The following is a 14,736-nucleotide window of genomic DNA, read 5'->3' as shown; positions in this document are numbered from 1 at the left end:
CCGGGCCGATATCTTCGATTACATTGACGTCTTCTACAACCGAGCCCTGGGGCCTTCGAAAAGGCCTTTTCGTTGCCAACCTTAAGCCACCTCCTGAGGAGGTGGCTTTTTACTTTAAATGTCTACCAGAACGAACGGTGAGACACCACTAAATGATTTCAAATACAAGAGAATTGAGATGTATGAGATACTGAATAAGAATATGATGTTTGTATCCCCATTCCATTAACCATTGTGTATTTATTAGAGTCTGCTGTTCCCGTATATATGTATTGACTTTGACTCAGGCCCCACAGTGCTGGGAAATCACCCCACTCCCCCCAAAGATTCCCTACTGCTTTATAAGGATTTGTTGTTCCGCCATTTGTTATATCCTCGACTAATGGAAGACTCAGCCCAACTTTTGAGCACTGAATTTGAGCATCCACTTGGGACACTGCAGGCCCTGTTAATAAAGTAAATACTTTTTTAATTGTAAAGCTGTAATTAGTTTTGCTGATATCGTCAGAAATGGTTATCGTTACATTTCCCTTATTACCAGCCAACATTACATGCCCAGAACTGTCTACGGTTGCAACGCTTGAGTCTGAACTTGACCATTTTTTACTTTGCTCTTGCCCTCCTTCTAATTTTATTGAGAAATATGTTTTACCATCTTTCACTGCAGTTGTAGGGAAGCCTTCATTTGGCGAAAAACCTTCGCTTTGCGGCTCTTTATTTAGTCTTTGTAAGGATCTGATCTTAAGAACAGCTATAAAGGTCACCGCCTGGCTCTGGCCTCCGTCCGCCGCATTGTCCTGGGCCTTCGCACTCACCGTGACCTCCCCGACCTGGGTGCTGGTCAGCGTCACCCGGGCTTCGCCCTGAGCGTTCGTGGTCACGCTCGGCTGCGCCAGCGTCCCGCCGGTGGTGCTGAAGGCCACCGGCGCCTCCGCCACCAGGTTGCCGCTGCCGTCCTTCAGCACCGCCGTAAAGGTGATCGCGCTGCTGCCGTCCGCCACCTGTGTCGGCACGTCACTGCTCAGGCTGCTGACCGCCGCCGCACTGGCATTGGCGATGAAGGTCACCGCCTGGCTCTGGCCTCCGTCCGCCGCATTGTCCTGGGCCTTCGCACTCACCGTGACCTCCCCGACCTGGGTGCTGGTCAGCGTCACCCGGGCTTCGCCCTGAGCGTTCGTGGTCACGCTCGTCTGCGCCAGCGTCCCGCCGGTGGTGCTGAAGGCCACCGGCGCCTCCGCCACCAGGTTGCCGCTGCCGTCCTTCAGCACCGCCGTAAAGGTGATCGCGCTGCTGCCGTCCGCCACCTGTGTCGGCACGTCACTGCTCAGGCTGCTGACCGTCGCCGCACTGGCATTGGCGGTGAAGGTCACCGCCTGGCTCTGGCCTCCGTCCGCCGCATTGTCCTGGGCCTTCGCACTCACCGTGACCTCCCCGGCCTGGGTGCTGGTCAGCGTCACCCGGGCTTCGCCCTGGGCGTTCGTGGTCACGCTCGTCTGCGCCAGCGTCCCGCCGGTGGTGCTGAAGGCCACCGGCGCCTCCGCCACCAGGTTGCCGCTGCCGTCCTTCAGCACCGCCGTAAAGGTGATCGCGCTGCTGCCGTCCGCCACCTGTGTCGGCACGTCACTGCTCAGGCTGCTGACCGCCGCCGCACTGGCATTGGCGGTGAAGGTCACCGCCTGGCTCTGGCCTCCGTCCGCCGCATTGTCCTGGGCCTTCGCACTCACCGTGACCTCCCCGGCCTGGGTGCTGGTCAGCGTCACCCGGGCTTCGCCCTGAGCGTTCGTGGTCACGCTCGGCTGCGCCAGCGTCCCGCCGGTGGTGCTGAAGGCCACCGGCGCCTCCGCCACCAGGTTGCCGCTGCCGTCCTTCAGCACCGCCGTAAAGGTGATTGCGCTGCTGCCGTCCGCCACCTGTGTCGGCACGTCACTGCTCAGGCTGCTGACCGCCGCCGCACTGGCATTGGCGGTGAAGGTCACCGCCTGGCTCTGGCCTCCGTCCGCCGCATTGTCCTGGGCCTTCGCACTTACCGTGACCTCCCCGGCCTGGGTGCTGGTCAGCGTCACCCGGGCTTCGCCCTGAGCGTTCGTGGTCACGCTCGGCTGCGCCAGCGTCCCGCCGGTGGTGCTGAAGGCCACCGGCGCCTCCGCCACCAGGTTGCCGCTGCCGTCCTTCAGCACCGCCGTAAAGGTGATCGCGCTGCTGCCGTCCGCCACCTGTGTCGGCACGTCACTGCTCAGGCTGCTGACTGTCGCCGCACTGGCATTGGCGGTGAAGGTCACCGCCTGGCTCTGGCCTCCGTCCGCCGGGTTATTCTGGGCCTTCGCACTCACCGTGACCTCCCCGGCCTGGGTGCTGGTCAGCGTCACCCGGGCTTCGCCCTGGGCGTTCGTGGTCACGCTCGTCTGCGCCAGCGTCCCGCCGGTGGTGCTGAAGGCCACCGGCGCCTCCGCCACCAGGTTGCCGCTGCCGTCCTTCAGCACCGCCGTAAAGGTGATCGCGCTGCTGCCGTCCGCCACCTGTGTCGGCACGTCACTGCTCAGGCTGCTGACCGCCGCCGCACTGGCATTGGCGATGAAGGTCACCGCCTGGCTCTGGCCTCCGTCCGCCGCATTGTCCTGGGCCTTCGCACTCACCGTGACCTCCCCGACCTGGGTGCTGGTCAGCGTCACCCGGGCTTCGCCCTGGGCGTTCGTGGTCACGCTCGTCTGCGCCAGCGTCCCGCCGGTGGTGCTGAAGGCCACCGGCGCCTCCGCCACCAGGTTGCCGCTGCCGTCCTTCAGCACCGCCGTAAAGGTGATCGCGCTGCTGCCGTCCGCCACCTGTGTCGGCACGTCACTGCTCAGGCTGCTGACCGCCGCCGCACTGGCATTGGCGGTGAAGGTCACCGCCTGGCTCTGGCCTCCGTCCGCCGCATTGTCCTGGGCCTTCGCACTCACCGTGACCTCCCCGGCCTGGGTGCTGGTCAGCGTCACCCGGGCTTCGCCCTGAGCGTTCGTGGTCACGCTCGGCTGCGCCAGCGTCCCGCCGGTGGTGCTGAAGGCCACCGGCGCCTCCGCCACCAGGTTGCCGCTGCCGTCCTTCAGCACCGCCGTAAAGGTGATTGCGCTGCTGCCGTCCGCCACCTGTGTCGGCACGTCACTGCTCAGGCTGCTGACCGCCGCCGCACTGGCATTGGCGGTGAAGGTCACCGCCTGGCTCTGGCCTCCGTCCGCCGCATTGTCCTGGGCCTTCGCACTCACCGTGACCTCCCCGGCCTGGGTGCTGGTCAGCGTCACCCGGGCTTCGCCCTGAGCGTTCGTGGTCACGCTCGTCTGCGCCAGCGTCCCGCCGGTGGTGCTGAAGGCCACCGGCGCCTCCGCCACCAGGTTGCCGCTGCCGTCCTTCAGCACCGCCGTAAAGGTGATCGCGCTGCTGCCGTCCGCCACCTGTGTCGGCACGTCACTGCTCAGGCTGCTGACCGCCGCCGCACTGGCATTGGCGGTGAAGGTCACCGCCTGGCTCTGGCCTCTGTCCGCCGCATTGTCCTGGGCCTTCGCACTTACCGTGACCTCCCCGGCCTGGGTGCTGGTCAGCGTCACCCGGGCTTCGCCCTGAGCGTTCGTGGTCACGCTCGGCTGCGCCAGCGTCCCGCCGGTGGTGCTGAAGGCCACCGGCGCCTCCGCCACCAGGTTGCCGCTGCCGTCCTTCAGCACCGCCGTAAAGGTGATTGCGCTGCTGCCGTCCGCCACCTGTGTCGGCACGTCACTGCTCAGGCTGCTGACTGTCGCCGCACTGGCATTGGCGGTGAAGGTCACTGTAGTCTCTGTGTTAATACCGTCCACTGAGGCTGAAACCTTAAAGGCCCCAGCATTAGTGCTCCTCAAAGAGATTTGCCCTAACCCTTGAGCATCAGTGATTACTGTTGACGATTCAATTTCAACACCGGGATCAGACTTAAATACAACTTGTTTATCCGATAAAGCATTACCATTACCATCTGTAACTTTAATCTGAACAATATTATTGTCTATTCCATTAGCGATAGCGTTATCTTTAACAACAGACATAGTAGATTCGATTATTGATGGCTCGGCTACTGATATATGAGATACGTCAGCATTAGAACTATTACCCTGAGAATCATATGCAACTGCATTGACATCATAGCTATTTTTAGAGTTTACATAGTATTTTGGATAAACAACCCTTAAGGTTTGCTTTGATGTCTCTTGTATACTCCCACCGGCCGCGATTAAATCAGCAGCATTCCAATCAATACGTTCAACACCATATTTTGCCCTTACATTCGCAACAATAGTGCCTGTTTCACTCTCTTCTCCACTTAGAGTTTTAGGTGTTAACTCAAGTGATATTAAATCTTGTTTTCTATAGTCAAGAATTATGTTGTTATTACGATCAACAAGATCATAGCGGCTCCCTTCTAATGTTCGCAAGTTAGAAACATTAGAGGGGTCCAACTGTTGATTAAGAGGAACACCTAGCTGCAGTGTTGCATCTAGTTTTAATTGCGTGTCGTGTTCGCCATCTTGACCATTTTTATTTTCAACAGCGATAGTAACCAATGGAATTGGTGTGTAATTTACACCAATCGTTACAGCTGATGGGTTTTTTTGTAAATGGCCAGAGCCAAACAAAGCCACATTCTCCCCCTTATAATGCTCAAATGCTAATTTCCCACCTAATTGTGAATAGCTGGGTATATATGCCTCTGCTTGAATATCAAATCCATCCGCAGGTCGCTCATCATAGTCTTCCTGGTCTCTTGATTGATGCCAGTCACTTATCCTAAAATATCCATTGGTGGACAGTTTTAAGTAATCAGTCCACGCTTCAGCACCGATCCCCCAACGACGATTATCCCCTGTAAGATCATAATCATAAAAACTATTAATGCCAAACATCCAAGAGCTTTCAAAATATCGGAATCCAATACCGATATTCCAGGTTGTCCTTTCGTCTTTATATCTAATGCCCCACTGACTGAAAGCCAAATACTTATCTTTATCCCAGATAGGTACGAGCACATCTGCAGAGCTCCCATCAAAATTGAATTTGTCATTCATGTTTAATTGCACTTTAGCCGTACCAAATCGGCCAAGAAAATCACTTAATTGATGATTGGCCTCCCCGATAACAAACCCTTTCGCCAAGGATTTAGACTGACTGCCAATATCACCAGAGGACAACATCCCCTCAACAGTTGACATAGAGTTGAGTATATAATCTGCATCTTTATCTCGATCATTACTTTCATATAGATAACCTTTAGCGACTAATTTTTCAGAAGGAATATCTACAACATCACCACGAGAAAGATTATCGAATGGTTTAGAGTATGTTCTGAATTGATTGACCTTTCTTAATTCATCAATTGTCAAATCGAATTTTTTTGCCACCGATGCAACAGACTCGCCTTCCCCGAGTGTGTATAAAGCGGTGCTTGAAGAAAATAAGCTATGGCTAGATAATGCTACATTATCACCTTCACCTGCATATGCCAGCGAATAGGGTAAGTATGCACTAGAAAACACCCATAAGAATTGAAAAACCAAGCAAAAGAAAGCAATGCACCTACTTGATCTTGCTTTTGTGTTATTAATGGTATGCATTTGTAGCCTCTTCAATTTTATTTAACCTACCCACAGCAGTTAACTTAGATAAAATATTAAAAAACGCAAATTTGTTTTAAAAAATAGCCAAACCAATTCGCAGGCACAAGATAAAACAATTTAATAAAAAACAAAAAAAACAATGACAAACCATTAACACAACAATAAACAAACCTATCACAAACAAATAAATATCTTATCTCAAACAATGCTCGAACATTTTTAAATGAGAATAAAAAAAACCACACAACATAGACAAATGTGGATTTATAGCATATATGTTAAGCTTGCCAACATGTAAAATAGATAACTTATTCATTTCCAAATGATACTAGATTCATGTCGGAGGTAGATGAAAAATAAAGTTCAGAATTCACATCGCGAAGCAAGAATCATTACCTATAGAAAACAATAACTTAATTAAGTTTCACTAGGAGGAAAATGCCCCAAAAAACCAATGTTTATATTTTCAGTAATGGATAATTTCGAACTATGCCGGGAGATAACGATCGATTACAGTGAACTAGCCATGAAGGATATAAAAAGATTCAAATACTTAATTGAAATATCATATGAAAATGTCATTACCGACTAGCTATCGTTAGCTTGCCAGACTCTAACCAGATAAAAAAGGAAAACTCATGGGATATTCAACCTTGGCATCTCCTTTGTTACCTCAAATGCTAGATGACGGTTTCATTAGTGAAGTTGAGCTTGTCACTGCGGGCGGGGTCAGTATTGTAGTTAATGTCTACGGCAACCCTAAACAAGGTGATTACTTAGCATTATACTGGGATGGCCATTTCGTCAGCGACCTTTTTTTGACATCAAAAAACATAGACAGTGCTTTTCCTTGGGCCTCAATCGTGCCTGAGCCTTTAGTTACAAATGGTAAACATCATGCTTGGTTTACAGCTATAGACTCATATCAAAACTCGTCAAAATCAGGAATATCAACCGCAATAGTTAAACGTAAACATGCTGGCGTGCTCCCTCCTCCATCTTTCCCTGATGCTGTAGAAAATGTAATAGATAATGCCAGTGTTATTCTTAATTTAGGGTCACACATTCATATACCTAATACATCTGATGAATTTGTTAAAGGTGCTAATATTGAAGTTTACTGGGCAGGCTTTAACGAAAAAAATGGATTTGTATCAGAAAGCGTTACAATAATATCCCACATCATCACTGATTCTGACATCGAAAGCGGTGCGAATGTTCTTGTTGAACCTCCATTTATTACAGCAATTGACCAAGGCTCCGCATGGGCTTCATACGCTATTTCCCCTCCTCTATCACTCACCCAAACAATATCAGAATCCGCTAGCGTTAAAATAGATATGGATACAATGGTTCAGTATCCAGCATTACTAATCCCGGAAAATAATGAAGGATGGATAGGATGTGAAAATGTTAGTGATGGTGTTATAGTGACCGTCCTTGGCAATCCACTTTTCTTAACTGGCAGCCAAATAACAGTATATTGGCAAGGTTATACTTTAAATGGTGATATAATATCCAATGCTGTATATGAAGAAACCCACACTTTAACTGAAGAAGAAGCAAAAGCTGGTTTTGATGTGCAAATCCCAGTAACGGCGATGACACCAATCCAGCTCGGTTATGCCCAACTCTGGTACCAAGTTACTGAACCATCAGCAATAGGTATATCAGACTATACATATATCAATATAGATAATGTTCATTGCGCCCCTCTACCTCCGCCAGTTTTTAACTCTGCTGAAGAGGACAACACCATTGATAGAGAAGAAGTGAATAACAGTGATGGAACTATAATGACTATTTTTTGGGATAATATGCAAGAAGGAGATAATATAACGACCTATTGGGTTGGTTATACTACAACCCCCGACTCACCAGTCCCCGGTTCCCCGTGGAACACTAGCCGGGACGTAACTGCAGAAGATATTGCTCAAGGCTTCGCAGAGTTTCATGTACCTGCCGATAATATTAGAATTATTGGTAACGGGAAAGCTCTAGGTTATTATAAGGTACTGTTAGCCAGTGGGGGAATAGCAGTATCGAGCAATACCGAAGTTTACGTAATGCAAGCGAATGGTGACAATGCTACAATAGGAGTCATCGGTATAAGAAAGGATAATGCCAAAGCCAATGGTATAGATGTTAATACAGTATTCGCGACCGTAAAAAGTGATAATATACTCCTTCCTGGGCAGTATGTGATTTTCAGTACAAGTAATGGAGCTACTATCACCAGTCCAGTAATGACTGACGAAAATGGTGTGGCTGAAACCACACTCACGAACACGGTAGAGGGTACTGCAAAAACTACAGCAATAATAAACAATAGTTACTTGAGCACAGATGTTAATTTTTCAGAAAGTGATATGAATGACCCCGAATCTCAAGTGAACTTCTTAGGGATTTTAAAAAATAATGCTGAGGGAAATGGAATTGAAGAGAACTCTGTATCCGCTCTTGTTATTGGCAAGGATGGTAAACAACTATCAAATCAGAGCGTAATGTTTGAAAGCGATAACGGAGCAATCATTAACAGCCCGATAATTAGTGATGTCTATGGTTTTGCCACAACAACTTTAACTAATATTGTTGCAGGAGTTTCATCAATCACAGCTTCAGTTAACAACAGCACTCAAACAATAGATGTCATGTTTACCAATAGTGATGATGCAATAATTACTGACATAGATATAAAGACAAATTATGCCGAGTCTGACAACATTTCTGTTGATGAGATCATTGTTCGTGTTATAGGAACCAATGAAAAGCCACTTTATGGGCAAAGTGTTATATTTAGCACTGACAACGAAGCCACCGTTCAAAGCCCAAAAATAACGGATAGTGATGGGGAAGCCATCACTACGATTACCAGTCCTTACACAGGAAATGTTAAGGTCATTGCATCTGTTAATGGAATCGGTAAAAGCATCTATGTTGACTTCAAAAATATAATTAATGCTGAAATTGGTGTTTTAGGTATAAATAATAACAATGCTAAAGCAGATGGTATTGATAAAAACATTGTCGGAGTTGTAATAGTAGGTAATGATGGTCTACTTTCAGGCCAAAGTGTTGTTTTTCAGACCGATAACGAACTTGTTATCGATAGTCCAGTTATGACCGATGAGGCTGGTTATGCATCCAGTAGCATAACCAGTAATACGCCCGGAAAATTCACTGTTATAGCAACTATAAATGATAGCCATAAAACCATAGACATCAACTTCATTTAAGTTATGGTTTATGTATTATTCGCTATCTGGTGATGACCTTTTCCCTTTGTTCAGTACCGGCGTAAAGAATGCCTGGCGATAGAAATGGAACTGGACCTGCGGGGTAACGATGTCGGTGTGGTAATAACTCAGTTGAAGCAGTTACAACAGCACGTCCCCGAACGGCTTCAGACTGACAATGGCAGCGAATTTATCTCAAAGGCATTGGATAAATGGCGTATGAAAATGGCGTCACGATGGACTTCTCCCGGCAGGGAAAGCCGGCGAACAATGCGTTAATCGAATCATTTAACGGAAGCTTTCGTGACGAGTGTCTGAATGTTCACAGGTTACTGTCACTGGAAAGATGCGCAGGATAAATCCGAGTGCTGGCAACAGGAATATAACCGGCAAAGATCCCATTTTTCGTTAAATAACCAGACTTCGGAGAAGTTTTTCCGAAGTCTGCAAAAAAGCCCAGATTTCTGATTTAGTCTGGCGCTGATTTGTGGAAAAGTGATCTTACCCAGCAATAGTGGACACGCGACTAAGTGAGTAAACTCTCAAGCAAGAGGTGACTCACATGACAAAACCAGCATCAACCACCAAAAAGCCACGCAAGCAACATACACCTGAATTCCGCGACGAAGCCCTGAAACTGGCTGAACGCATTGGTGTGGCCGCAGCCGCCCGCGAACTCAGCCTTTATGAGTCGCAAATTTACACCTGGCGTAGCAAGCGGCAGCAACAGGCAACGTCTTCTGAACGTGAGAGCGAACTCGCCGCTGAGAATGCCCGCCTCAAACGCCAACTGGCTGAACGGGACGAGGAGCTGGCCATTCTCCAAAAGGCCGCGACATACTTCGCCAGGCGCCTGAAATGAAGTATGTCTTTATCGAAAAGCATCAGGCTGAGTTCAATATCAAAGCCATGTGCCGGGTACTGCACGTCGCCCGCAGTGGCTGGTATGCCTGGCGTCAGCGTCGTCACCAGATAAACCGGCGTCAACAGTTCCGACTTGTCTGCGATGCTGCGGTTCGACAGACCTTTGCCAAGGCAAAACAGCGTTATGGAGCGCCTCGTCTTGCTGATGAACTGCCGGAGTACAACATCAAGACTATCGCCGCCAGTCTGCGTCGTCAGGGGCTGCGGGCGAAAGCCTCGCGCCGGTTCAGCCCGGTCAGTTACCGTGAGCCTGGTCTGCCACTATCCGAGAATCTGTTGAAGCAGGACTTTTACGCCAGCGGCCCGAATCAAAAGTGGGTGGGTGACATCACGTATCTGCGCACCGGTAAAGGCTGGCTGTATCTGGCGGTGGTGATTGACCTGTGGTCGCGGTCAGTCATTGGCTGGTCGATGTCCTCACGGATGACGGCACAGCTTGCCTGCACTGCAGATGGCGTTATGGCGGCGTAAACGCCCGGAAAATGTCATCATGCACACAGACCGAGGTGGTCAGTACTGTTCAACGGATTACCAGAGCTTACTGAAACGGCATAATCTGCAGGGCAGTATGAGCGCTAAAGGCTGTTGTTACGACAATGCCTGTGCGGAAAGCTTCTTTCACTCACTGAAGGTGGAATGTATCCACGGGGAGGACTTTGCCAGCCGGGAAATAATGCGAACGGCAGTGTTTAATTATATCGAGTGCGATTACAATCGCTGGCGTCGTCACAGTGCCTGTGGCGGTCTTAGCCCGGAACAGTTTGAAAACCAGAATCTCGCTTAGGGCCGTGTCCACATTACGTGGGTAGGATCACTGTACTGATTGCGGCAATTGTCGATGAGCTGGCACCTGAACTGATTAAACGTAATGCTATTGGATACGAAAGCTCTTCGCAGCTGCTGATCACTGCCGGAGACAATCCCCAACGATTAAGATCAGAATCAGGCTTTGCAGCACTGTGTGGTGTTAGCCCTGTTCCTATCTCTTCTGGAAAAACGAACCGTTATCGGTTTAACCGGGGCGGAGATCGTGCAGCGAATAGCGCACTTCACATCATCGCCATCGGACGATTACGAACTGACGCAAAAACAAAGGAATATGTAGCCAGGCGAGTAGCCGAAGGGCATACAAAAATGGAAGCAATATGCTGTCTGAAGCGTTATATCTCACGCGAAGTTTATACATTACTGCGTAGTCAAAGCAGGCAGGTCAACAGCATTCAGATAACGTATTGACTCTTAGAAGGGCGTCTAGGGCAGTCATTATACAAGCAGTCAGTTCCGGCAGTTATTGTGGCGATACCGGATCAGGCAGAATATGATTCGGCGTAGAAACTGCTGGGATAATAGCCCAATGGAACGTGTAAGCACACCGGTTTTAGTTCCAGGCACTTTTTGAGATTTCTGGTTTTTCAGCCATCAACCGGTACTCTTCTGGCGTCAGGTTGTTCAGGGATTCATGAGGCCGCTCGCTGTTATATTCAGCCAGCCAGCACTCCGTAATTTCCCGCGCTTCATTCAGGGTTCTGAACAGATAAAAATCCAGTATCTCTGTCCGGTATGTCCGGTTAAAACGCTCGATAAACGCATTCTGCGTCGGCTTTCCCGGCTTGATGAATTCCAGCAACACACCATGTTCTTCGGCCCATTACGCCAGTGCCAGTGAGACCAGTTCTGGCCCGTTATCCATACGCATCTTCCGCGGATAGCCGCGGTTTGCCACTATCCTGTCCAGCACTCTCACGACGCGTTGCGCCGGGATATTCAGGTCAATTTCTATCGCCAGCGCTTCACGGTTAAAATCATCCACCACATTGAAGGTCCGGAAGCGTCTGCCACACACCAACGCATCATGCATAAAATCTATCGACCAGCTCTGGTTAAGTGCTTCCGGCGTCGCCAGCGGAGCCGGATTGCGCACCGGCAGACGTTGCTTTCCCTTACGGCGAAAATTCAGTTTCAGCAGGCAGTAAATCCGGTGAACGCGTTTATGGTTCCACCTGTTGCCCTGCCTGCGCAGCAACTGGAACAGCTTCTTAAAGCCGTATCGCGGATAGCGCTCCGCCAGTTCAGTCAGCGCCTGGATCACCGGCTCATCGCGCCGGGTATCGGGCTGGTAAAAATACACCGTCCTGCTCAGCGATAACGTCCTGCATGCCTGGCGTACGCTCATCGAAAACATCTCTTTCACATAGCTGACGAGCTCACGCTTTATCGCTGGTTTTAAAGCTTTTTTTCAATGACGTCTTTTAACGCGCGATTTTCCAGACTCAGGTCGGCAAACATCTGTTTGAGACGGCGGTTTTCGTCCTCAAGATCCTTCATCTTTTTGATATCAGAGGCTTCCATGCCGCCATACTTCGCTTTCCAGTTATAGTACGAAGCCTCAGATATTCCCGCTTCGCGGCAGACATCTTTGACGGTACGTCCGGCTTCAACAGACTTCAGAACAGTGATGATCTGGTGCTCGGTAAATCGGGCTTTACGCATGGTGATCTCCTCAGGGACATAATCAGTATGTCGGAAGATCTCTAAAAGTGAATGGTTCGTTTTGCAGGGATGCTTACAAACGCTTCTTCCGGAGCCTGAAGAATGAGTAGGTACCGGTGACGGGTTACATAAGCTTCAGCGATGCAGTCCACGCAATAACGGACTATATCGCTGGGTATTACAGCGCGCTCAGGCCACACGAATATAACGATGGGTTACCACCAAACGAATCGGAAAAACGATACTGGAAAAAATCAAAAGCCGTGGCCAGTTTTTGTTGACCACTACAGTGATGTTTATTTAGGGATAAATGGCGCATAAACTTATGCGCCATGATGGATATAATAATGCGGTTTTATTTTTTTTTCTTCCCAGGTGGCTCAACGTCAACGCGTGAGTTATACATTTTTGAAGAATGTATAACGGCTGTTTTATCCAAAACAGTATAATACGCATCTGCCGTACCAGTCCCTAAAGCTACCAGTGTTGCTTCATCTACGGGCATGACTAAAGGAGCCCCATTCGTCATGGCTGCCATCGCCTCCTCTGCAGAGAATGCTTGGTGTTGTTGAGCTGCGGGGGATGTGAGGCCATCTTCATTATAGCCAACCCAAAAAATACTGACTCCTCTTGGTGACAGATAAAGCCAAGATTCATCTGGCATAACTTCGACCGTAACCCCCTTATACAAATCTGATTGATTTATAATACCATCACCAGCAAGTGGTACAATTGGGGCCGGTTGATCCAGCACCCCCGTATTATTAGAGTTTTGAACAACCACTTGATACACAGCAGAGAACGAGGTGTTATTATTTAAGTCAGTAACTGAAAAACCTGTTGCATAATACCCTTGGATTAAATATTCATCTGTAATTTGAATGGATATAGATTCACTTGATGAACTCACATTATAAGGAATTATACTCCCCCCCAGAATAAGTTAATTGTGTCGCCTTCACGTTGATTAGGGTAAAATATTCTTGTGTATACTCCTGCATCAACAGCCTCTTGGCTGAGGAAATTAGAGACAGCCAATGGAAAAGTCGGTGCAGCTAATGTTGGGCTAGCTAATAATAGAACAAAGTCAGCACTGGGGGAGTTATTAACATTGACAGTAATTGTATATGAATTCGTACCTTCTTCCGGAGGACCAGCTAAAGAGAGTAGGGTATGAAATTGACCTGTAGAGGATGTCACACCAATATTACCATTGCCACCCCAGATTATATTAGCATTTGAATCATCGCTTAGTTCTATATCAACGCCCCCCGCAGGGAGTCCGGTTTCGGGATCGATAACCTCTATCGTTATTGGTGTGGAAAGTAACTCCCAATCAGATGTCCAGTAATCCTGAGGTGTGTTGAAAACATTTACGGTATAATTGGTAACGCTAGCCTCTACAGTTACTGCTTCAGTTGTATAAGTATTGCTAGAATCATCACTTTGCGTAACGGTTACAGTTGTTGTTCCTTCAGCAAGCCCTGTGATGGTAAATTCAGCTTTTCCTGTATAATCTAGCGTTACGGACGGTTGTGGTAAGTCCACAATATCAGGAGAAGATGCAGTAATATCAAATAGCGTGCCTTCTGGGTTTATGGTGTCTGTGATTGTTCCTACCACATCTTCATCGATAGCTAATTTATCAGCACTTAATTCGACAGTAAAAGTTGCTGCGTTTACGGTAACATCCAAAGACTCCGTTGTCGTTGCGGTATTGGTTGTATCATCATCTTGTGTAGCTGTAAATGTGATACCACTGCCTTCAGATACTCCAGTTATATCAAATGTCGCCCCTCCTGAAGACAAAGTGACTGAAGCGTTATCGACTGTAGCGACAGTATCATCACTACTAGTAATCGTATATACAGTTCCATCAGTAATATCTACATCGGTAATGCTACCAGAACCGGTTCCGCCGACGATTATACTTGTATCGGTTAAACTGATAGTTACACTCATAACAACCTCCTATCTATGTGTTGTTTTTCATATCAACCTCAATTACCTTTCAATTTAAATTTGTAGCTTACGATTAATGGTATTGTCAAAAATATATTTTTATTTTTTTAAAAAAATAACAACAAGAATTTAAGTCAACATCAGCGCCACTTTTTTTTTCAATAAAAACAATTAATTGCGTTTCAATCGCGCGAATTAAACTGAAATAAAAAATCTCTCAAAAAAGTAATTATTTTACTATAAAAAAGAATATAAATAGATATAAATTTGACATGAAAAGTGAATATCTTTTTTATTTACCTACACCCCACCTGATGATAGTTCTATTTTCAATTATTAAATAAAAAGCACCTACAGCTCCAGATTAAAACGCAGACATCATGCATAATATATAACAAAACTCATTACTTCCTATAACATAAAACTCCTTGATATAGTTCACGCGCGGTATTATTAGAATTGAAATAAAAGATCAGCTCTTTAATTAAAGATAAAATTTATTATGTTTTTTT

General features: G+C 47.8%; 4 protein-coding genes and 6 pseudogenes. 5 read left to right on the top strand and 5 right to left on the bottom strand.

The features are described 5' to 3' along the window. Positions 1–158: 158 nt before the first annotated feature. Both FO014_RS14130 and FO014_RS24285 read right to left on the bottom strand, forming a co-directional pair. On the bottom strand, positions 159–3,821 hold the full coding sequence (locus tag FO014_RS14130; RefSeq protein WP_246167964.1) for a beta strand repeat-containing protein: 3,663 nt from the start codon (positions 3,819–3,821) through the stop codon (positions 159–161). A gap of 15 nt (positions 3,822–3,836) precedes the next feature. Then, positions 3,837–5,189, bottom strand: a pseudogene (locus FO014_RS24285) (inverse autotransporter beta domain-containing protein); the annotation flags it as partial. Positions 5,190–6,250: 1,061 nt separating this feature from the next. Between FO014_RS24285 and FO014_RS14125 the strand changes: the two are divergent. From FO014_RS14125 to FO014_RS14110, 4 genes and pseudogenes are all read left to right on the top strand, one after another. Next, positions 6,251–8,848, top strand: coding sequence for an Ig-like domain-containing protein (locus FO014_RS14125; RefSeq protein WP_160029992.1), 2,598 nt, complete (start codon positions 6,251–6,253; stop codon positions 8,846–8,848). 63 nt (positions 8,849–8,911) lie between these two features. Further along, positions 8,912–9,316 (top strand): annotated as a pseudogene (locus FO014_RS23985) (integrase core domain-containing protein); the annotation flags it as partial. Positions 9,317–9,410: 94 nt separating this feature from the next. Further along, positions 9,411–10,556: pseudogene (locus FO014_RS14115) on the top strand (IS3 family transposase). Between the two features lie 32 nt (positions 10,557–10,588). Continuing rightward, positions 10,589–11,008: pseudogene (locus FO014_RS14110) on the top strand (transposase); the annotation flags it as partial. A 142-nt stretch (positions 11,009–11,150) separates the two neighbouring features. On the opposite strand, the pseudogene FO014_RS14105 reads toward FO014_RS14110, so the two are convergent. Next, positions 11,151–12,262: pseudogene (locus tag FO014_RS14105) on the bottom strand (IS3 family transposase). Between the two features lie 77 nt (positions 12,263–12,339). On the opposite strand from FO014_RS14105, the pseudogene FO014_RS14100 reads away from it, so the two are divergent. Beyond that, positions 12,340–12,543, top strand: a pseudogene (locus FO014_RS14100) (IS3 family transposase); the annotation flags it as partial. Between the two features lie 74 nt (positions 12,544–12,617). Here FO014_RS14100 and FO014_RS14095 read toward each other — a convergent pair. Together FO014_RS14095 and FO014_RS14090 are read right to left on the bottom strand one after the other, a co-directional pair. After that, positions 12,618–13,172, bottom strand: coding sequence for a hypothetical protein (locus FO014_RS14095; RefSeq protein WP_160029990.1), 555 nt, complete (start codon positions 13,170–13,172; stop codon positions 12,618–12,620). Positions 13,173–13,183: 11 nt separating this feature from the next. Then, positions 13,184–14,224: a hypothetical protein gene (locus FO014_RS14090; RefSeq protein ID WP_160029989.1), complete on the bottom strand. Its 1,041-nt coding sequence runs from the start codon at positions 14,222–14,224 to the stop codon at positions 13,184–13,186. Positions 14,225–14,736: the final 512 nt, after the last annotated feature.

Origin of the sequence: Serratia rhizosphaerae, from assembly GCF_009817885.1 — a bacterium.
Classification (GTDB): domain Bacteria; phylum Pseudomonadota; class Gammaproteobacteria; order Enterobacterales; family Enterobacteriaceae; genus Serratia_B; species Serratia_B rhizosphaerae.
This window is presented reverse-complemented; position numbering and strand designations above follow the sequence as displayed.

Excerpts from the sequence above, each read along its gene's own strand:
- FO014_RS14090 (WP_160029989.1), bottom strand. The coding sequence starts at position 14,224 with ATGAGTGTAACTATCAGTTTAACCGATACAAGTATAATCGTCGGCGGA.
- FO014_RS14125 (WP_160029992.1), top strand. The coding sequence starts at position 6,251 with ATGGGATATTCAACCTTGGCATCTCCTTTGTTACCTCAAATGCTAGAT.